The sequence below is a fragment of the Haloarcula regularis genome, assembly GCF_029338315.1.
In the GTDB taxonomy this organism is placed as follows: domain Archaea; phylum Halobacteriota; class Halobacteria; order Halobacteriales; family Haloarculaceae; genus Haloarcula; species Haloarcula regularis.
This window is the reverse complement of sequence record NZ_CP119794.1, coordinates 3,461,837-3,480,410: the sequence shown is the minus strand read 5'-3', so window position 1 is coordinate 3,480,410 and position 18,574 is coordinate 3,461,837. Positions and strand designations below refer to the sequence as shown.

Below are 18,574 nucleotides of genomic sequence, written 5' to 3'. Positions count from 1 at the left end.
CATGACAGGACCACGAGACCAGTTCAAGCCCGAGAATCACCCCAACGACCACTTCCTGCTGACGACCGTCGTCGGCTCGTACCCCAAGCCCAAGTGGCACGACCGCGCCCGCGAGCTGTTCGAGGACGAGGACGCCGACTTCGGCCAGAAGGAGTGGGAGGAGTCGAAGGACGACGCCTCGCGGCTCATCACCCACGAGCACGAGCGCTCTGGCCTGGACGTCGTCTGTGACGGCGAGATGCGGCGCAACGAGATGGTCGAGTACTTCGCCCACCGCATCGACGGCTACGAGTTCAACGGCCGCGTGAAGGTGTGGGGTCACAACTACTTCGACAAGCCCTCCGTCGCCGAGGAAGTCGAGTACGGCGAGCAGTGGCTCGTCGAGGAGTTCGAGTTCACCGACGAGGTGGCGGAGCGCCCGGTCAAGGTGCCTATCACCGGGCCGTACACGCTCGCAAACTGGTCGTTCAACGAGGTCTACGACAGCGAGGAGACCCTGGCCTACGACCTCGCTGACCTCGTCAACGAGGAGATCGAGGCGCTGGTCGAGGCCGGCGCGCGGTACATCCAGATCGACGAACCGGCCCTGGCGACGACGCCCGACGACCACGCCATCGTCGGCGAGTGTCTCGAGCGCATCGTCGACGACGTGCCCGACGACGTCCGCCTCGGTCTGCACGTCTGTTACGGCGACTACTCGCGCATCTACCCCGAGATTCTGGACTACCCCGTCCACGAGTACGACCTGGAGCTGGCCAACGGCGACTACGAGCAACTCGACGTCTTCAAAGACCACGAGTTCACCAAGGACTTCGCGATGGGCGTCGTTGACGCCCACGTCGCCGAAGTCGAACCCGTCGAGGAGATCAAGGAGAACATTTTGAAGGGCCTGGAGGTCGTCCCACCAGAGCGCCTGACCGTCTCGCCGGACTGCGGAGTGAAAGCTGCTCCCTCGAGAGGTCGCCTACGGCAAGATGAAAAATATGGTCCAGGCCGCCCGCGAGATCGAGGCGGAACTCGACGCCGGCGAGGTAGAGGTCGTCGGGAGCGGTGCGGAAGCCAGCGCGGACGACTGACGGGGCCCCGTAGTACTGTTCACCCATCACCGCTAATTGCCGTCGTGTGAGGTATCGAATATCGGAATATACCGGACACTCGAGTGGCAGATATCTAATAGAAGTTCGAACGACCGTCCCAGAATATTCGACGCTGGCCGAAATTGACATCGACCACCGCTGTAATATAATTTTTTCTAGTTGACACGAATTTCCGAGTCTGTGATTCCCGGAGGCGCTATTCCGATCAAGGATTGTTCTCTGTGGCAGTTCCTTCGTGAGTATGTGTTACGTAATTTATGATTATCTCTGGGAAAGAGTTATGTTGGTATCTGATAAAGTTTGAAACGAGAAACCCATGACAGTCGACTCACAACTCCGGGCGGAACTGTATCTCCGAGGCGACACATACGGAACCTTCGACGCCCAGCAACAGGTCCTGAACCGGGTCAAGCGACTGGAGGCCAACGGCGTGTTCACCGACTCGATGGTCTCCGGTGAGTGGCAGCGCATCCGGACGATGGCCGAGGACAAGCGCTCCGGCGCGCTGGCCACCTACGAGGAGTTCCGTGACTGGGCCGAGCGTAACGGTCACACACTCGAACCGGCGTTCGAGCGCCGAACGCGGACGTACATGGGCATGGACCGCGTCGAGGACGTCGTCGTCTTCCCCGTCGTCTCGCTGGCCATCTACGACGACACCCGGCTCGAGGCGGTGTTCCCCTGCAGCGACGCCGAACGGACCTTCACCGTGGGCGACGCTCTGGAGGCCTTCGAGAGCGGCGACGAGAACTGGCTCGCCCAGTTCGACTCGGTCACCGTGGGCCGTACCGAACCGTGGCTCGAGCCCGGCGTCGAGATTACTGCCTGAGTCCGACGCGAATCACACGTCTCCTCTCTTTTCCCCGTCCCTCTCGAGTAGTCCGTGTCAACCGAATTTCCCACCTAGGCAGTGAACCGACCGGTGTCGCCTATCGCTGGCCGACGGTCACCCCATCGGCGCCCCGTGAACACTGACTTTACGCGTCGGGCCGTAGCGATGGTATGACAGAGCTCGTGCTGATAGCGGGGGTAGGCGAGACGGGCGTCATCGGCGACGGCGAGACCATCCCGTGGCACTACGAGGAGGACGAGCGGCAGTACAAGGAGCGCGTGGCCGGTCACCCGGTCGTGGTCGGCCGGAAGACCTGGGCAGGGATGACCGATATCCGCGGGACCCACCCCGTTGTGCTCACCCGTGACCCCGCCGAGTACGAGGGCGCGAACGCGACGTTCGTCTCGACGGTCCCCGACGCCGTCGAGGCCGTCGCGGCCCGCGACGACGTCGGCTACGTCATCGGCGGCCAGTCCGTCTATTCGATGTTCCTCCCCTACGCCGACCGGGCCCTGGTTTCGGAGCTCCCCGAACGTGCCACGGGCGCGAAGGTGTTCCCCTACCTCGGGACCGACTGGTCGGTGACCGGTCGCGAGCACTACGACGCGTTCGACGTCGTCGAGTACACCCACGAGCACCCCCGTCCGCCGGGCGACGCGGAGACAGCGTAGGCCGCCGCAACCGCCAACGATTACCCTGCCCGGTCCTACGGTCAGGATATGCGACGTGTCGACGCGGCCGGTCTGGGTATCGGCGACGACCAGCCGCCGCGCATCATGGGAGTGCTGAACGTCAGCGAGGAGTCGCCCTACAAGCCCTCCGTCTTCGACGACCCCGGGGAAGCCGCAGCCTTCGTCGACGAGGACCTCATCGGCGAGGGCGCGGACATCGTCGACGTCGGCCTGGAGTCGGCCAACAAGCGCCTGGACGTGCTCTCGGCCGCGGCGGAACTCGACCGCCTGGACACGGCCGTCGAGGCCATCCAGTCGGTCAGCGGCGACGCCGTCTTCTCCATCGAGACCCGGTACGCCGAGGTGGCGGAGGCGGCGCTCGAGCGGGGCTTCGACATGGTCAACGACATCTGTGGCTTCGCCGACCCGGAGATGCCGGTCGTCTGCCGGGAGTACGACGTGGCCGTCGGCAAGATGGCCAGCCCGCCGGACCTCGAGCGCCCCGGCGCCGTCGACGACGTCGACTGGGCCGAGCGGAAGTCCCCCGAGTGGGCCGCCGAGGCCGACTACGTCGACCGTATCTACGAGGCGCTCAAGCAGAACGGCTTCACGGACAAGACCATCGTCGACCCGGCCTTCGGCGGGTGGAGCGAGCGCAAGACGACCGCGGACGACCGCGAGACGTTCCGCCGGCTGCGGGAGTTCCGGGCCTTCGACCTCCCGATTCTGGTCTCTATCAACCGCAAGAACTTCCTCCGGGAGCTGGCCGACCGCTCGACCGATGACGCCCTGCCGGTGAGTCTCGCGGCCACCTCGATGGCCGTCGAGCGGGGCGCCCACGTCGTGCGGACCCACGACGTCCGCGAGACGGTCGACGCCGCGACCATCGGGGCCGCCTTCACCGACCGCCGGTCGGTGGTCCGCGACGGGGTGACCGCCACCGAACTGGACGTCCGCCGGTCCCGGGAGGTAACCCGCCACCTCGAGCGAATCGGCGCCACCGACCGGGACGGGGACCCGTTCGTCGGCCCCGTGTTCGAGGTCCGTGGGCTCGACCCCGGGGCGACGGACGCGCTGGTGACGGCGGCCGGCGAGACAGGGGCCGTGATCCGCACCGGTGACGGCAGTCTCCTGGTGGGCGGCCGCCGGGACACGCTCTCGGCGCTGGCCGACCGCCTCCCCGAGGGACGCGGCTGCGACGCCCTCGTCGACGCACTCCGGACCTGACCGATGGACTACACACAGGAACACGTCACGACGCTGCACGACCTCACGGACCCGACGCCGGACGCACCGGTAGGTGACAGCGCCGTCGTCGTCCCGATCGCCGGGGACACGCTCGAGGCGGTCACGCCCGAGCACGTATTCGGCCCGCTGGAGGCGGTGGGCCCGGCCGAGGTGGTGGTGCCGCTGCGGGCGCCCGCGGCGGTGGCCGAGGGCTTTCGCGAGTGGGTCGCGGGGTTCGACCTGTCGGTGACGACGGTGTGGTGTGACGCCCCGGCGCTGGCGACGCTGCTCGAGGAGCACGGCCTCGGCGGACCGACGGGGAAGGGCCGTGACGTCTGGCTCGGCCTCGGTATCGCGGCCGACCGGGCCGACTACGTCGCGGTCCACGACGCCGACGCGACGACATACGACGAGTCGACGGTGCCCCGACTGCTCGCACCGCTTTCGATGGACCACGAGTTCGTCAAGGGATACTACGCCCGCGTCGAGGGCGGCCAGCTGTACGGGCGGCTCGTCCGTCTGTTCATCGCGCCGCTGGTTCGCGCGCTCGAGGCGCGCCACGCCCACCCGTTCGTCCGGTACCTGGCCGCGTTCCGCTACCCGCTCGCCGGCGAGTTCGCCTTCACCGCCGACGCGGCCCGCCGCATCCGGTCCCAGCGTGCCTGGGGTCTCGAGGTGGGGATGCTCGGGGAGACCTACGAGAAGGTCGGGGCCACGAAGTCGGCACAGGTCGACCTGGGCGTCCACCGGCACGACCACAAGCCGGTCGGCGGCCGCGGCGGCCTCTCGTCGATGGCCGAGCAGGTCGGCGCCGCGCTCCTGCGGGCCGTCGAGGAGGCCGGCGTCGATCCCGACTACGGGAGCCTGACCGAGCGATACCTCGCGGCCGGCGAGCGCCTGGTCGACCAGTACGCCGCCGACGCGGCGTTCAACGGCCTGACCTACGACCGGGCGACCGAACTCGAGCAGGTCGAGGCATACGCCGTCGGCATCCGGTCGCCGGGCCCCGACACGCGCCTCCCCGCCTGGGCCGACGTCGCCCTCTCGCCCGCGACGGTCGTCGAGACGGCCCGGGAGGCACGAGAGACCGTCGACGGCGACGCGAACTGAGCACGGACGGCACGCCGGAGGTGCATCGGTCAACCAGCGGGCGGTTGAAACCCGTTTGAACGGCGGCCCTGCCACGCGCCTGTGGGTTTATCACACACCCGACCACACTGGACTCCATGTCGAACGCCACAGCAGCGCCGGAGGCCCGCGAATGACGGTCCGCGACGTCTACCTCCCGGTGGCCGCCCAGCCGTCCGTCGAGACGCTCGTCGGGATGAGTCAGCGCGCAGAGGACCTGGGCTACGAGCGCGTCTGGTTGCCCGAGACCTGGGGCCGCGACGCCGTGACCACGCTCACGAGCATCGCGAGAGAGACCGACGAGGTCGGCATCGGGACCTCGATACTCAACGTGTACTCGCGTTCGCCGGCGCTCATCGGACAGACGGCAGCAACCCTCCAGGAGGTGTCCGACGGCCGCCTCCGGGTCGGCCTCGGGCCGTCGGGCCCCATCGTCGTCGAGGGCTGGCACGGCGTCGACTTCGAGCGCCCGCTGCGCCGGACCCGCGAGGTCGTCGACGTCGTCAAACAGGTCCTCGCGGGCGAGACGGTCAACTACGACGGCGATATCTTCCAGCTGTCGGGCTTCCGGCTCCGGTGTGATCCGCCCGACCCCGTCCCGCCGGTCGACGCGGGCGGGATGGGGCCCAAGTCGGTCGAACTCGCGGGCCGGTTCGCCGACGGCTGGCACGCGCTGATGCTGACGGCCGACGGCATCCGCGAGCGACTGGCGGACTTCGATACCGGCGCGGAACTGGGCGACCGGGACCGGTCGGCCCAGCGCGTGACGCTGTCACTGCCCTGCTGTGCGCTCGCTGACCGCGAGCGGGCCCGTCACCTCACCCGCCAGCACGTCGCGTTCTACGTCGGCGGGATGGGGACCTTCTACCGCGACGCGCTGGCGAGGCAGGGCTACGAGGAGACGGCCTACGAGATATCACAGCAGTGGGCCTCCGGTGAGAAAGACGCCGCCATCGACGCCATCGACGACGCGCTGCTCGACGAGATCGCCGTCGCGGGGACGCCCGAGGAGTGCCTCGACCGCCTGGACCGGTTCGGGGGCATCGAGGGGGTCGACGCCATCAACGTCTCGTTCCCGCGGGCGGCCGACCGCGAGGCCATCGACGCCACCATGGACGTCCTCGCGCCCTGACTCACAGCGGGTCGATGGCGTCGCGCCGACCGTCCAGTACGGGAAAGCGCTCGCCGCGGCGCCGCTCGAGCCAGTGGAGGAGGCGTTCGGCCCACACTAGTTTCTGCCGCTTGGTCGCGTCGACGCCCGGGTCGTCGAAGTCCCAGCCGACGAACACCAGGTCGGCCGCCCCGAAGTGGTCCGCGAGGAAGGCCGCCCGGTCGCCGTCGGTGAACCCCCCGAAGTTCCGGACGGGGTCCGCCGGCGCGGCCTGCGTCGTCGGCACGACGAACGTGGGGTCGTACTCCGGGACCCACCGCTCGACGGCCGGGACGTTGTCGCCGTGGGCGTGGACGGCGACGGGCCGCCCCGACGCCGTGAACTCCCGGCCGGTCTCTGGGTTCTTGTCCAGGTCAGTCACCATGCAGTCGACGGCGACACCGGCACTCTCGAGGCGGTCAGTCGCCGTCGAGGCCGCGAGGACGACGTCGGCGGCGCTGGCACGGTCGGCCTCGGCCTCGAGCGAGGGGCCGGCGCCGGCGATGGCCACCGTCGCGCCGGCCAGCGGCAGGTCCGCGGGGTCGTAGGTCGACTGGTCGACCAGGAGCGTCGCCAGTCGGTCGCGAGCGTGTTCGTCGCCGGCCCGCGGATACCCGAAGTCGGCGAGCAGCGATTCGTAGACCGGCGCCCACGTCTCGAACTCCATAGCAGGTGCTCCCAGGGTCGTCTCTCGATAAAGTGAGTTTTGAGCCGAAGTGGCACGTCCGTGTACCCCTACCCGGGTGCCCTTTCGGCTTTCATCACGTGTTTTCGAGGCCACCGGTATAAGTTTTCTCTTACTGCCACCTGATTGTCCTGAACGTTCGGCTTAGTTACCACTCCGGTGATACGCCCGCGTAGCGGCGTCAGAGCCGTCATCGAGTGGACATCGGTCACTCGACCGGTGCGAGCGAGAACCGCGGGGTCGGTCGGGCCCCAGCGACGCACAACGTGGCGATCGAACCGACGCGGCAGGCACAGAAAGGCCCAGGACCGATCGAAACCGCAATATTGAGGGGCAGGGTTGCCCGTCGCGTTCGCTTCTCAGGCATCGAGAACGGGAAAAAGAATAATATACTGACTTGTTGAACTACTATACATGGCGACTCGCCAAACCCTACAATCGGAAATCCTCGGCCGGGACGTACAGTTCGACTACTCGGAGAACTGGGTCGGCTATTCCCTGTTCTTCATGCGCATCGTGATGGGCTGGACGCTGTTCCAGGGCGGTATCACCAAACTCGTCACCTACATGGACGGCAACCCGGAGAACAACTGGACTGCGGCCGGGTTCCTCGCGAACGCGATTCCCGAGGGGAACCCCTTCACCGGGCTGTTCGCCACGATGGCCGGTAACCCGCTCATCGACTGGCTGAACATGCTCGGCTTGACGCTTGCCGGCCTGGCACTGTTGCTGGGCGTGGCGGTGCGGTTCGCCGCCTTCTGGGGCGCCGTCATGATGATCTTCTACTGGATGGCGTCGCTGACTGGCGGCCTGCTGGCTGGGCTCCCGGTCGCTCACGGCTGGGTCGTCGACGACCACATCGTCTACGCCGTCCTGCTGTTCGGTCTCGGTGCCTTCGGTTCCGGCCGCATCCTGGGACTCGACGGCTACATCGAGGAGCTCTCGTTCGTCAAGAACAACAAGTGGCTGAAGCTCCTGCTGGGCTGACGGCAACAGTCACATCGCGCTCTTTTAGTCTCGCAACGGACTAGCCACCGGTATGGACAAGGTGAGCATCGGCCTGCGGGGCTGGCGGTTCGACGCGGACGTCGTGGACTCGAACGGCCGCGTCCGCCCGCTGAAGACCATGGAACCGGACACGCGCCAGCGCATCCTCGTGCTGGCCGACCGAGTAGTCGACCCCTGTGACGCCTGCTGGCTCTCGATGGGACGCGAACAGCCCGACCAGTGTAACGTCGCCGAGGTCATCTACGGCGAACCGCTCGGCGAGGTGGTCCTCTGTTCGGCGCACGAACCGGACTTCCTCTACTGGTTTCGCGAAGAAGGCGGCGAGCAGTACGCCGGCGACACCGCCATGCAGGAGGCGTTCCACGAGTGGTTCGTCGACGGTGGGCGCGCGCCGGCGGACTACGAGGGCCTCGAGCACGTCGACGAGGACCCGACGGCCCTCCCCGAGGCACCGAGTCGGGCCGAGGCCATCCCGGGGCTCGAGGCGGAGCTCGAGCAGATGGACGAGGCGGACCTCGAGGCCATCGACCTGAACCTCGACGACCTGGACGTATGATATCGGTCGCCGTCGTCGACGCCGAGACGCCGGGCAACGTCGGCACCATCGCCCGCTCGATGAAGAACTTCGGGCACTCGGACCTGTTGCTCGTCGACCCGCCGGAGTTAGACCCCGACGGCGAGGCCTACGGCTTCGCCGGGCAGGCCCGCGAGGACGTCCTGCCGGACGCACGCGAGGTCACGTTCGACCACCTGGTCGAGAACTACCACACCGTCGCCTGCACGGCCGTCCCGAACGAGGACGACCGGAACCACGTCAGGTACCCGGCGAAGACGCCGCGGGAGCTGGCCGACACGCTGGCCGACGTCGAGAGCGACACCTGCATGATCTTCGGGCGCGAGCGTGTGGGCCTGACCAACGACGAACTGGCACGCCTGGACGAGGTCTGTTCGATCCCCGCGAGCGAGGACTACCCGGTCCTGAACCTCGGTCAGGCGGCGACGATCCTCCTCTACGAACTTCGAGACGTGACCGTCGAGCGCGACCAGCACCCCGACTCGCTGCACACGCGGGCCGAGGAGCGGGCCGTCGAGGGCGTCCACGAGGAGTTCGCCGCCTTCCTCGAGGCCGTCGGTCATCCGGCAGAGAAACAGCCCAAGGCCCGGCGGATGTTCCGGCGCCTGCTGGGACGGGCCCACCCGACGGGTCGCGAGGCGAAGACGCTCCGCGGCCTCCTCCGGAAGGCGAGTCTCCGCCTCGATGGCGAGGAGTGAGTCAGTCGGTCGGGAGGTCGGCCTCCGAGGCGGCGTCGACGTAGGTCTCGGTGAGGTAGGCGTCGAGCCGACTGGTGATGTCGCTGTCGTACGTCCAGAACCCGTTGTACTCGTTGTCGCCGGTCTCGAAGGCGAGCAGCGTGGCCCGCTGGTCCGGGTTGCCGTTGCCGTCGTAGACGACGAACCAGGAGTTGGCGATCTCCGGTTCGTCGTGGCCGTGGGGCACGACGCCGTCCAGGTCGATGTCGGCGTCCGGCACGCCGTAGACGTGTACGTCGGTCCCCGCACGGGAGAGTTTCCGGTAGATGCGGGCGCTCCGCTCGTCGTCGACGAGCCGTGAGAAGCGCTGGAACCCGGCGTGCAGTCGGCCGCCCCCGTTGCGCTCGGCCAGCATCTCGATGTTGTGGCTGACGTCGATGAGCAACGACTTGTCGGCCGCCGAAGCGCCGAAGATGGACTCCTCGAGCCGCGTCAGCAGGTCCGAGGCCCGGCGTTCGGCGAACGCGTCTGTCTCGCCGGAGTCGATCTCGATGGCGCTCCGGAGCGACTGGGCGTTCTCGGAGGCCAGCAGGTCGTCACCGTGGTGGAGCAGGGCGAACGAACGGGGCTGGTCGACGTCCAGCGTCGCCTCCCGAACCGTGACGTTGTGTCGGTCGAAGTACCGCTCTATCTCCGAGAGGGTCTCCGGGGCCCGGTCGTAGTTGCAGATGGTCAGCGTGGGTCGCCCCATCTGCACCTCGTCCATGACCGCCCGGAGCGACTCGGGGACGTCGACGTCGGCCGGTCCCGCGGCGGGACCCGTCACCGACGGCTCGCGCTCGAGCGATCTCGCGAACGGGACCCAGTCAGTGGGTTCGTCGGTCACGCCCAGCACCCTGAGTTCGGTCGCGCCGTCGTCCTCCCGGACCTCGACGACGCCGTCGACGAACGACCGGAGCTGCGTGAGGGCCTCGTCGTCCATTGTATCCGAGTGGGCGACGACGAACCCGACCCCCTCCGCCTCCGAGACGCGGCTGCTGAGGACGTGCAGGAAGCGGACGACCTGCTCGACGGAGGCGTACATCGACATGGTCGTAAGCGAGAAGAGGCCGAGACGGAGGCGGGTCGAGTGTTCGGTGTAGAGGGTTTCGAGCAGGTCGGTCAGTTCCATCCCGATGCCCGTGAGGTCGGCCGGCGAGCCGACGCGGTGGTCCAGCGGGCCGAGTTGGTCGCGGCTCTGCATCTCCCCGACGCAGTCCACGACGCCGAAGGGGAGCCCGTCGACGGCCTCGCCGTGGATCTGTCCCATCATCTCACGGACGTCGTCGGCGCTCGAGTCAGTCGAGACGAGCGCCGCGGCCTCCCCGTCGGCGAACCCCCGTTCCAGCAGTCGCATGCCGAGGAGTCGCTTCCCGGTCATCGGTGGCCCGACCAGCAAGAGCGTCGAGCCCGGGTCGAGGCCATCGACTGGTAGCAGGTCCCCTACGTCGTACATACCGGGTGTAGACCCCCCGGGGATAGAAAGATATCGCCTGCGCGGGGCTCAGGTGTGTGTGTCTCGGCTGCTCAGGCGCGCTTCTGAATCTCCTCGCGGAGCACGTCGCTGACCACGTCGCCGTCGGCCTTCCCGCGGAGCGCGCCCATGCACTCGCCCATCAGCGCCGAGAACGCGCCCATGCCCTCGGCGTCGACCTGGTCGGCGTTGCGCTCGACCACCTCGACGATGGCCTCGCGGACCTCGTCCTCGCCGACGCCGCCAAGGTCCTCCTGTTCGACAGCCTCCGAAGCCGAGAGCGACGGCGTCTCGGCGAGCGCGGTCAGGAGGTCCTCGATGCCCTCCCGTGGAACCTCGCCGCCGTCGACCAGTTCCAGCGTGTCCCGGAGGTGGGCGTCGGTCAGGTTCGCGACCGGCACGTCGTCGCGCCGGAGTTCGGTCAGCGTCGACTCGAGCACCCCCGCGGCGAGCGTGGCGTCGACGCCGTCGTCGACGACCGACTCGAACAGCGGCCAGCGCTGGCCGTAGGCCACCTGGCGGGCCAGCCCCTCGTCTAAGTCGTACTCGGCCTGGTAGCGCTCGACCTTCTCGGTCAGCAGTTCCGGCGTCTCGACGTCGCTCGGGTCCGGTTCGACCGGTGGCACGTCCGTCTCGGGGTACATCCGGGCCGCACCGGGGAGCGGGCGGAGGTACCGCGAGGTGGCGTCGGCGGTGGCGTCGCGGGTCTCCTCGGGGACGCCCTTCAGGGCCGTCTCGGCGCGGTCGACGACGGCCTCGATGGCCAGTTCGGCCGTCTCGGGGTCGTCGGCGACGATCGCGACAGCGTCCTCGGGGTCGGCCCCGACCGCCTCGCGGAGCGCTTCGACCTCGGCCTCGGTGACGCCGTAGGCCGGCAGCTCGTCCGTGTGGAAGATGCCGCCGGCGCCGTGGCGCTTGGCGTGGTCGGATAGCTCCGTCCCGAGGCGGCGGTCGGGCTGAATCTCGCGACCCACGAGCCCGTCGAACCCGGACAGCAGGACGGCCTGGACGCGCCCGCCCGAGGAGAGTGCACCCTGGATGACGCCGGAATCGGTGTCCTCGAAGACCTCGGTGACGTCCCGGGGGTCGCCGACGCTGGCGTCCCGTGCCTGGAGCTCGTCGCGGATGTCGAGCAGTTCGACCTGGCGCCGGACCTCGTTGCGGACCAGAGCCTCGATATCGTCGAGGCTCTGGACGCCCTTCAGTTCGATGCGGGCGCCCTCGGCGATGGAGACGTTGACGTCCTGGCGAATCGTGCCCAGGCCGCGCTTGACCTTGCCGGTCGAGCGCAGCAGCATCCCGATGCGCTCGGCCGCCTCGCGGGCCTGTTCGGGCGTGCTGATGTCGGGTTTCGTGCCGATCTCGACCAGCGGGATGCCCAGGCGGTCCAGCGAGAAGCGGACCCCGTCCGCGGTCTCCTCGACGCGCTGGCAGGACTCCTCCTCGAGCAGGATGTCCTCGACGCCGACGGGCCCCTCGCTGGTCGAGATCTCCCCGTCGTTGCCGACCAGCATCGACCGCTGGAAGCCGGTGGTGTTCGAGCCGTCGACGACGATCTTGCGCATGACGTTGACCTGGTCGACGACGTCCATGTCCAGCAGTTGCGCGATCTCGATGGCGGTGTCCATCGCCTCGCGGTCGATGCGGTGGGGCGGTTCGTCGTCCTCCTCGACCAGGCAGGTCGTATCGTAGGCCAGGTACTCGAACTCCCGGTCGACCATGCTCTCCTCTAAGGCGGCCTCGTCTATCTCGCCGAGTTCGCTCTTGGTCGGGTGGAGGTACCGGGTGAACGACCGCTCGGCGGCCTCGGGTTCGCGCAGGGCGGTCGGGCAGTTACAGAACAGCTTGGTCGCGGTGTCCAGCTGCTGGTGGATCTCCAGCCCGGCCACGAGCCCCAGGTCCTCGTAGTCGAAGTCGGCGGCAGTCATTGTCAGCGTGTCCGTGACCGGGGGCCAAAAAACGCACCCTTCCGGCGGACGCCTTTGCTCCCAGGACCCAACGGCGTGGTATGCGGTGGCACTACGCGGCCGCGGTCGCCGTCCTCGTCGTCACCGCCGGGTGTACGTCCCTCGCGGGGGTCGGGGAGCGGCCGGCCGAGACCGTCACGCCGGCCCCGGTCCCGACCGCCGCGGCGGCGCCCCCGGTGTTGCCGCCGGGCATCTCCGAGGACGGGCTGCACAGCGCGCGGACGCTCTCGACGGCCCACCGGGACGCTCTGGCGAACCGCTCGTACACGATGCACGAGCGGTACGTCGCGACGCGTACGCGAAACAACGAGACCACCACGACCCTCCGGCGCAACGAGACGACGGTCGTCTCCGGGGTGCGGACGTACCGGCACGACCTGGAGCGGGTCCGGACCTCGGCCGACGGTAACCGGACCGAGTACCGACAGTCGACGTACGGCGACGGCGAGCAGTGGTACGAACGTCGCGCCACCGACGGGTCGGTCACCTACCGCGGCGGCGAGATACGCTTCGGCCGCGACCAGTACGCCTACGAGACGGCCTTCTACGTCGACCGGTACCTCGTCACGAACGAGACGTGGACCGCGCGGGTCCAGCGCGACGGGCGCCAGTACGTCCGGCTCGTCGGCGCGGGCGGGTCGCCGCCCTGGGCATCGCTACTCTCGGAACCCGAGACCTACCGGGTCGCCCTGCTCGTCGACGCCACGGGACTCGTCTACCGCATGGACATCCGGTATGTCACGGCCAGTGAGGAGATCCGCTACAGTTTCCGATACGAGAGGATAGACGCGACGACCGTCGAGCCGCCGGCGTGGCTCGGGGAGGCGAAAGCGCAGGTGGCCGCTGCCAACGAGACAGACAGCGACTGAGGCTCCCGCGACCGGACCGCCAGCGGACTCCCGCTCAGTCGTCGCCGAGGACGCCGCGTCTCGTCATCTTCACCGGGTCGAGCACTTCGTCGACCTCGTCCTCGTCGAGGTACCCCTCCTCGAGGACGACCTCGCGGATGGTCTTGCCCTCCGCGAGGGCGCGCTTGGCGACCTTGCTGGCCTTGTCGTAGCCGATGGCCGGGTTGAGCGCCGTCGCAAGCGCCATGCTCTGCTGGACGCGCTCGGCGCAGTGCTCGCGGTCGGCCTCGAGCTTCGCGACGAACTTCTCGGCGAACACCTCGCTCCCGTTGGCGATCAGGCGGGCCGACTGGAGGAAGTTGTGCGCGAGGAGTGGCTTGTAGAGGTTGAGGTCGATCTGGCCCTCGGCGGCGCCGGCCGAGACGGCGGCGTCGTTGCCGACGACCTGCTTGTGAAGCTGGTTGACGGACTCGGCGACGACCGGGTTTATCTTCCCGGGCATGATCGAGGAGCCGGGCTGGTTCTCCGGCTGGTCGAGTTCGCCGAGGCCGTTTCGCGGGCCGGAAGCGAGCAGACGGAGGTCGTTGGCGATCTTGTTCAGCGAGCCGGCGACCGTCCGGAGCGCGCCGTGGGCCTCGGACATGGCGTCGTGGGCGGCCTGGGCCTCGAAGTGGTTGTCGGCCTCCCGGAAGTCGATGCCCGTCTCCTCGCTGATGTACTCGGCTGCCTTCCCGGGGAACTCCGGCAGGGTGTTGAGCCCCGTCCCGACGGCGGTGCCCCCGAGGGCGAGTTCCGCGAGTCGCCCCTGCGTGTCCTGCACCCGGGAGATGCCCTTTTCTATCTGGGTCCGGTAGCCCGAGAACTCCTGGCCGAGCGTGATGGGCGTGGCGTCCTGGAGGTGGGTCCGACCGGTCTTGACGACGTCGTCGAACTCCGCTTCCTTCGCGGCCAGCTCGTCGCGCAGGACCTTCAGGCCGGGGACCACGTCCTTCTCGACGGCCTCGAGGGCGGCGACGTGCATGGCCGTCGGGATGACGTCGTTGCTCGACTGGCCGAAGTTGACGTGGTCGTTGGGGTGGATCTCCCGGGTCCCGATTTCGCCGCCGTACAGCTCGGTCGCGCGGTTGGCGATGACCTCGTTGGCGTTCATGTTCGAGGAGGTTCCCGACCCGGTCTGGAAGACGTCGACCGGGAACTGGTCGTCGTGCTCGCCGGCGATGACCTCGTCTGCGGCCTGGACGATGCAGTCGGCCTTGTCCTCGGGGACGGCCTCCAGGTCGCGGTTGGCCTGCGCCGCGGCCTTCTTGACCACGCCCAGCGCACGGACGAACCGCCGACCGAACGTCTCGCCGCTGATGGGGAAGTTCTCGACCGCACGCTGTGTCTGTGCCCCCCAGTAGGCGTCCGCGGGGACCTGCATCTCACCGAGACTGTCCTGTTCGGTCCGAAACTCGTCGGTCATACAGCTGGAGGGTCGACGGCCGGGTCGTAAAAGCCACCGGTACACCCGAACTGTGCCACGAGACGTCGCTGTCCACGGGGGGAACCGCCCACCTGCCCTCGCCCCGACACCCCCGACGTGACAGCCCTCCGAGCGAAATCGAGAACCGTGAATCACTCGAATTCCACCGTCTCACCCCGTAGAATTGTGCATTAACATTCGGAATCGTTAAGTGTCACCTGTCTCGACTTACGGTGAGTTCGCAGTTCCGGTTGCGACCCACGCAGACCGCAGGTACCGACCGGCGCCACGCCGGGCAAGGTCGCGTCCACACGGCGTTCGACCAGGTCGCGCGGTCGCAGGGAACCACCACCGGACGCGGAAACTCGGATTCGAACGGACCGACCCGCCGCTCACACGCGGGGCGACGGGCCGATTGGGACGCGTCGCTCGCGACGGGGTCGTGTCGGACCCGTGACGGGGACGACTGGCTGACTGCCCGTCACGGCCGCCCGTCGGACTGGCACACCGACGGACCGCAGGGCCATCGAGGCGGCGCCCCACGACACAGCCGCGTGACTGGCACACCCATGCGCGAGATACTCACCCGACTCCGAACTGCCGGAGCGAGGCTCCGGTCAGCCGCACGACGTACAGCACCGACCGACGACAAGGTCGCGACAGACGGCGGAACTGCGGTCGGCGAGCGCCGACGGACCGCACTGCGGGACCGGCTCCCGGTGGAGTGGGAACTGGTCGAGTCCTCGCCGTTCTGGCTCCCGCCGGTCGTCCTGGCGGGGTTTTTCGTCTACGGCGCCATCTTCTGGAACGCCATCATCTCGCTGACCGACTGGGAGGGGCTGTCGCTTTCCGGCGCCGACTACTCCGACCTCGACGTCGAGATGTACGCCCGGTTGCTGGGCGACGGCGCGTTCTGGCAGGCGACACAGAACACCATCGTGTTGCTCGTGGTGTTCACGCTGCTGTGTCTCGTCGTCGGGCTGCTGGCCGCGATACTCATCGACCAGCAGATACGCTTCGAGAACACCTTCCGGACGATCTACCTGCTCCCGATGTCCCTCTCGTTCGTCGTCACGGCGACGATGTGGGCATGGATGTACAACGCCCGCAACGGCGTCATCAACACCTTCCTCCGGCTGCTCAACCTCGAGGGCCTGCTCGTGACGCTCCTGAAACCGGAGGCCATCAACGCGACGGTGCTGCAGTGGCTCTCCTGGAACACGACGGCGCTGCCGGCGGTCATCTTTGCCCTCCTCTGGCAGTTCAGCGGCTACGCGATGGTCGTCTTCCTGGCGGGCCTGCGGGCGATTCCGACCGAGCACTACGAGGCCGCCCGCGTCGACGGCGCCTCGACGGTTCGGATGTACATGCGGGTCATCGTCCCGCAACTGCGGGCCTCGGCGGTGTCGGCCTCGGTCGTCCTGATGGTGTTCGCGCTGAAGGCGTTCGACTTCATTTTCGCGCTGCGAGGCGACCAGCCGGGCGCGAACCTCGACATCCTGGCGACGATGATGTACCGGGAGGCCTTCACCGGCGGCAACGAGTGGGCCTACGGGTCGGCCATCGCCATCGTACTCTTTGTCCTGGCGCTGCTCATCATCGCGCCGTACCTCTACAGCGAGTACAGGCGGGGTGAACTATGAGCACGTCGACGGGCTCCCCGCTTTCGACTCTCCGGGAGATGGGGGCGCGCCGCATCGGGCTCTACCTCGTCTTGCTCGCCGGCATCGTGTTCTACCTCATCCCGGTCGAGACGGCCGTCGCGACCATGTTCAAGACCCAGCAGGCGTTTACCGCCACGGCACCGTACGTCCCCGCGCTTGGCGAGGGGTTCTCCGTCAGTTCGGCCATCCGCGCTTGGGAGACGCTCCGCCCGGGACTCGTCGACTCGATGCTGATGGCGATCCCGGCGACCATCCTCTCGGCGCTCTTTGGCAGCCTCGCGGCCTACGGCCTGACGACGATCGACTGGCGCGGGCAGGTGGCCGTCGTCGTCCTCATCATCGCGGGCATCTTCATCCCGTACCAGGCGGTGCTGGTCCCGCTGACGACGTTCTGGTTCCAGATCTGGCCGGGCCTGGTCACCGGGTTCGTGAACACGGTCTTCGGGTTCGTCACCGGCGGGAACTGGGCGTACCCCCGCAGCGGGAACGTCCAGCTCATCCAGCTGACCATCACGCACGCGGCCTACGGCATCCCTATCTGTACGCTGCTGTTCCGGTCGTACTACCAGGCCATCAGCGACGAGATGATAGAGGCGGCGCGACTCGACGGGGCGACGGCGTTCAGCATCTACAAGAACATCATCTTCCCGCTGTCGCTGCCGATGTTCGCGGTGACGCTCATCTACCAGTTCACGCAGGTCTACAACGACCTGCTGTTCGCGCTCGTCCTGCTGAACGACCCGAACACGCAGGTTGCGACCCAGCGCCTGGTCCGGCTGACCGGCGGGGTCCAGCAGGACTTCACGCTGACGATGGCCGGCGCGGTCATCGCGGCGCTGCCGACCTTGCTCGTGTACATCTTCTTCGGCGAACAGTTCGCGAAGGGAGTCGCGGAGTGATCCACCAATGGCACAACTGACACTCGACGACATCACGAAGATATTCTACGACGACGACGAGGGCGAGATCCGCGCGGTCGATTCGGTCTCGGTCGACATCGAGGACGGCGAGTTCCTCTGTGTCGTCGGCCCCTCCGGCTGTGGGAAGTCGACCACGCTCCGGATGATCGCTGGCCTCGAGGACGTCACCAGCGGCGAGATCCGCCTCGGCGACCGGGTCATCAACGACCAGCCGCCAGCCCAGCGCGACGTCGCGATGGTGTTCCAGTCATACGCGCTGTACCCCCACATGACCATCCGGCGAAACATGGCGTTCGGCCTGGAGCAGTCGACGGACCTCCCGAAAGACGAGATACGGGAGCGCGTCGACGACGCGGCCCAGCTGCTGGGCATCGACGACCTCATCGACCGCAAGCCCGGCGAACTCTCGGGTGGCCAGCAACAGCGCGTCGCGCTGGGCCGTGCCATCGTCCGGGATCCGGAGGTGTTCCTGATGGACGAACCGCTGGCGAACTTAGACGCTAAACTCCGCGCGGACATGCGGACCGAGCTCCAGCACCTCCAGGAGGACCTGGACGTGACGACTGTCTACGTCACCCACGACCAGACGGAGGCGATGACGATGTCGGACCGCATCGCCATCCTCAACGACGGCAAGCTCCAGCAGGCCGCGACGCCGCTCGAGTGTTACCACGAACCGAACAACCGCTTCGTCGCCGGATTCGTCGGCGAACCGGCGATGAACTTCTTCGAGGTGACCCGGGAGGGCGAGACGCTCGTCGCCGGCGACTTCGAGTACCCGCTGTCGGCGTCGGTGGCCGACACGCTCGGCGCTGAGACGGACCTCACGCTGGGTGTCCGGCCCGAGGACGTCGAACTCGTCGCCGAACCGGGTAGCGACCACGACTACGACGCCGTCGTCGACGTCGTCGAACCCCGCGGGAACGAGAACACGGTCCACCTCCATTTCGAGGCCGGCGACCACGAGTCGTTCATCGCGACGGTCGAGGGGATGCGGACCGTCGCGGCCGGCGACGCGGTCACCGTCCGGTTCCCCGAAGAGGCGATTCACGTCTTCGACGGGGCGACCGGCGAGGCCATCCGGAACCGGGACATGGACACGGTCGAGCAGATAGAGTCCGCGGTCTGACGGGCTATCACGGCTGATAGTG

At 67.9% G+C, this 18,574-nt stretch carries 16 protein-coding genes and 1 pseudogene; 13 read left to right on the top strand and 4 right to left on the bottom strand.

What is annotated here, in order from left to right; all coding sequences use genetic code 11:
* Position 1: 1 nt before the first annotated feature.
* The 6 genes and pseudogenes from P1N55_RS18845 to P1N55_RS18820 all read left to right on the top strand — a co-directional run bounded on the left by P1N55_RS18845 (position 2) and on the right by P1N55_RS18820 (position 6,087).
* Positions 2–1,076 (top strand): annotated as a pseudogene (locus P1N55_RS18845) (methionine synthase).
* 337 nt (positions 1,077–1,413) lie between these two features.
* Positions 1,414–1,926, top strand: a complete 513-nt coding sequence (locus tag P1N55_RS18840) for an HTH domain-containing protein (RefSeq protein WP_276276987.1) — start codon at positions 1,414–1,416, stop codon at positions 1,924–1,926.
* A 173-nt stretch (positions 1,927–2,099) separates the two neighbouring features.
* Entirely contained in the window at positions 2,100–2,600 is a 501-nt protein-coding gene (locus tag P1N55_RS18835) for a dihydrofolate reductase (RefSeq protein WP_276276986.1), read from the top strand.
* A gap of 48 nt (positions 2,601–2,648) precedes the next feature.
* Positions 2,649–3,827, top strand: coding sequence for a dihydropteroate synthase (gene folP / locus P1N55_RS18830; protein WP_276276985.1), 1,179 nt, complete (start codon positions 2,649–2,651; stop codon positions 3,825–3,827).
* A gap of 3 nt (positions 3,828–3,830) precedes the next feature.
* Positions 3,831–4,937: a glycosyltransferase family protein gene (locus P1N55_RS18825; protein WP_276276984.1), complete on the top strand. Its 1,107-nt coding sequence runs from the start codon at positions 3,831–3,833 to the stop codon at positions 4,935–4,937.
* A 151-nt stretch (positions 4,938–5,088) separates the two neighbouring features.
* Entirely contained in the window at positions 5,089–6,087 is a 999-nt protein-coding gene (locus P1N55_RS18820) for a TIGR04024 family LLM class F420-dependent oxidoreductase (protein ID WP_276276983.1), read from the top strand.
* A 1-nt stretch (position 6,088) separates the two neighbouring features.
* Here P1N55_RS18820 and P1N55_RS18815 read toward each other — a convergent pair whose 3' ends face one another.
* Complete coding sequence (locus P1N55_RS18815; protein WP_276276982.1) at positions 6,089–6,772, bottom strand: 6-hydroxymethylpterin diphosphokinase MptE-like protein; 684 nt, start codon at positions 6,770–6,772, stop codon at positions 6,089–6,091.
* 432 nt (positions 6,773–7,204) lie between these two features.
* Between P1N55_RS18815 and P1N55_RS18810 the strand changes: the two genes are divergently transcribed.
* Genes P1N55_RS18810 through P1N55_RS18800 form a run of 3 tightly spaced genes read left to right on the top strand, consistent with a single transcriptional unit; the run spans position 7,205 to position 9,070 of the window.
* Positions 7,205–7,777, top strand: coding sequence for a DoxX family membrane protein (locus P1N55_RS18810; RefSeq protein WP_276276981.1), 573 nt, complete (start codon positions 7,205–7,207; stop codon positions 7,775–7,777).
* Between the two features lie 52 nt (positions 7,778–7,829).
* The gene (locus tag P1N55_RS18805) at positions 7,830–8,354 is read left to right on the top strand and encodes a hypothetical protein (RefSeq protein WP_276276980.1); all 525 of its coding nucleotides are present in this window, start codon (positions 7,830–7,832) and stop codon (positions 8,352–8,354) included.
* The gene (locus P1N55_RS18800; RefSeq protein ID WP_276276979.1) at positions 8,351–9,070 is read left to right on the top strand and encodes an RNA methyltransferase; all 720 of its coding nucleotides are present in this window, start codon (positions 8,351–8,353) and stop codon (positions 9,068–9,070) included. Before P1N55_RS18805 ends, P1N55_RS18800 begins: the two co-directional genes overlap by 4 nt.
* A gap of 1 nt (position 9,071) precedes the next feature.
* Here P1N55_RS18800 and P1N55_RS18795 read toward each other — a convergent pair whose 3' ends face one another.
* Together P1N55_RS18795 and gatE are read right to left on the bottom strand one after the other, a co-directional pair.
* Positions 9,072–10,544 carry a DUF7504 family protein gene (locus P1N55_RS18795; protein WP_276276978.1) on the bottom strand — a complete coding sequence of 491 codons (1,473 nt, stop codon included), beginning with the start codon at positions 10,542–10,544 and terminating at the stop codon, positions 9,072–9,074.
* Positions 10,545–10,615: 71 nt separating this feature from the next.
* On the bottom strand, positions 10,616–12,490 hold the full coding sequence (gene gatE, locus P1N55_RS18790; RefSeq protein ID WP_276276977.1) for a Glu-tRNA(Gln) amidotransferase subunit GatE: 1,875 nt from the start codon (positions 12,488–12,490) through the stop codon (positions 10,616–10,618).
* A gap of 80 nt (positions 12,491–12,570) precedes the next feature.
* Here gatE and P1N55_RS18785 point away from each other — a divergent pair, with 80 nt between their 5' ends.
* On the top strand, positions 12,571–13,398 hold the full coding sequence (locus P1N55_RS18785; RefSeq protein WP_276276976.1) for a hypothetical protein: 828 nt from the start codon (positions 12,571–12,573) through the stop codon (positions 13,396–13,398).
* 34 nt (positions 13,399–13,432) lie between these two features.
* On the opposite strand, the gene P1N55_RS18780 is transcribed toward P1N55_RS18785, so the two are convergent.
* Positions 13,433–14,839, bottom strand: coding sequence for a class II fumarate hydratase (locus tag P1N55_RS18780; protein ID WP_276276975.1), 1,407 nt, complete (start codon positions 14,837–14,839; stop codon positions 13,433–13,435).
* A 569-nt stretch (positions 14,840–15,408) separates the two neighbouring features.
* Between P1N55_RS18780 and P1N55_RS18775 the strand changes: the two genes are divergently transcribed.
* Genes P1N55_RS18775 through P1N55_RS18765 form a run of 3 tightly spaced genes read left to right on the top strand, consistent with a single transcriptional unit; the run spans position 15,409 to position 18,552 of the window.
* On the top strand, positions 15,409–16,482 hold the full coding sequence (locus tag P1N55_RS18775) for a carbohydrate ABC transporter permease (protein ID WP_276278765.1): 1,074 nt from the start codon (positions 15,409–15,411) through the stop codon (positions 16,480–16,482).
* A complete protein-coding gene (locus P1N55_RS18770; RefSeq protein ID WP_276276974.1) occupies positions 16,479–17,402 on the top strand; it encodes a carbohydrate ABC transporter permease in 924 nt (307 codons plus the stop codon). Before P1N55_RS18775 ends, P1N55_RS18770 begins: the two co-directional genes overlap by 4 nt.
* Before the next feature lie 7 nt (positions 17,403–17,409).
* Positions 17,410–18,552, top strand: a complete 1,143-nt coding sequence (locus P1N55_RS18765; protein WP_276276973.1) for an ABC transporter ATP-binding protein — start codon at positions 17,410–17,412, stop codon at positions 18,550–18,552.
* Positions 18,553–18,574: the final 22 nt, after the last annotated feature.

Coding starts and splice junctions, on each gene's coding strand:
- P1N55_RS18840 (WP_276276987.1), top strand. CDS start 1,414: ATGACAGTCGACTCACAACTCCGGGCGGAACTGTATCTCCGAGGCGAC.
- P1N55_RS18835 (WP_276276986.1), top strand. CDS start 2,100: ATGACAGAGCTCGTGCTGATAGCGGGGGTAGGCGAGACGGGCGTCATC.
- folP (WP_276276985.1), top strand. CDS start 2,649: ATGCGACGTGTCGACGCGGCCGGTCTGGGTATCGGCGACGACCAGCCG.
- P1N55_RS18825 (WP_276276984.1), top strand. CDS start 3,831: ATGGACTACACACAGGAACACGTCACGACGCTGCACGACCTCACGGAC.
- P1N55_RS18820 (WP_276276983.1), top strand. CDS start 5,089: ATGACGGTCCGCGACGTCTACCTCCCGGTGGCCGCCCAGCCGTCCGTC.
- P1N55_RS18815 (WP_276276982.1), bottom strand. CDS start 6,772: ATGGAGTTCGAGACGTGGGCGCCGGTCTACGAATCGCTGCTCGCCGAC.
- P1N55_RS18810 (WP_276276981.1), top strand. CDS start 7,205: ATGGCGACTCGCCAAACCCTACAATCGGAAATCCTCGGCCGGGACGTA.
- P1N55_RS18805 (WP_276276980.1), top strand. CDS start 7,830: ATGGACAAGGTGAGCATCGGCCTGCGGGGCTGGCGGTTCGACGCGGAC.
- P1N55_RS18800 (WP_276276979.1), top strand. CDS start 8,351: ATGATATCGGTCGCCGTCGTCGACGCCGAGACGCCGGGCAACGTCGGC.
- P1N55_RS18795 (WP_276276978.1), bottom strand. CDS start 10,544: ATGTACGACGTAGGGGACCTGCTACCAGTCGATGGCCTCGACCCGGGC.
- gatE (WP_276276977.1), bottom strand. CDS start 12,490: ATGACTGCCGCCGACTTCGACTACGAGGACCTGGGGCTCGTGGCCGGG.
- P1N55_RS18785 (WP_276276976.1), top strand. CDS start 12,571: ATGCGGTGGCACTACGCGGCCGCGGTCGCCGTCCTCGTCGTCACCGCC.
- P1N55_RS18780 (WP_276276975.1), bottom strand. CDS start 14,839: ATGACCGACGAGTTTCGGACCGAACAGGACAGTCTCGGTGAGATGCAG.
- P1N55_RS18775 (WP_276278765.1), top strand. CDS start 15,409: ATGCGCGAGATACTCACCCGACTCCGAACTGCCGGAGCGAGGCTCCGG.
- P1N55_RS18770 (WP_276276974.1), top strand. CDS start 16,479: ATGAGCACGTCGACGGGCTCCCCGCTTTCGACTCTCCGGGAGATGGGG.
- P1N55_RS18765 (WP_276276973.1), top strand. CDS start 17,410: ATGGCACAACTGACACTCGACGACATCACGAAGATATTCTACGACGAC.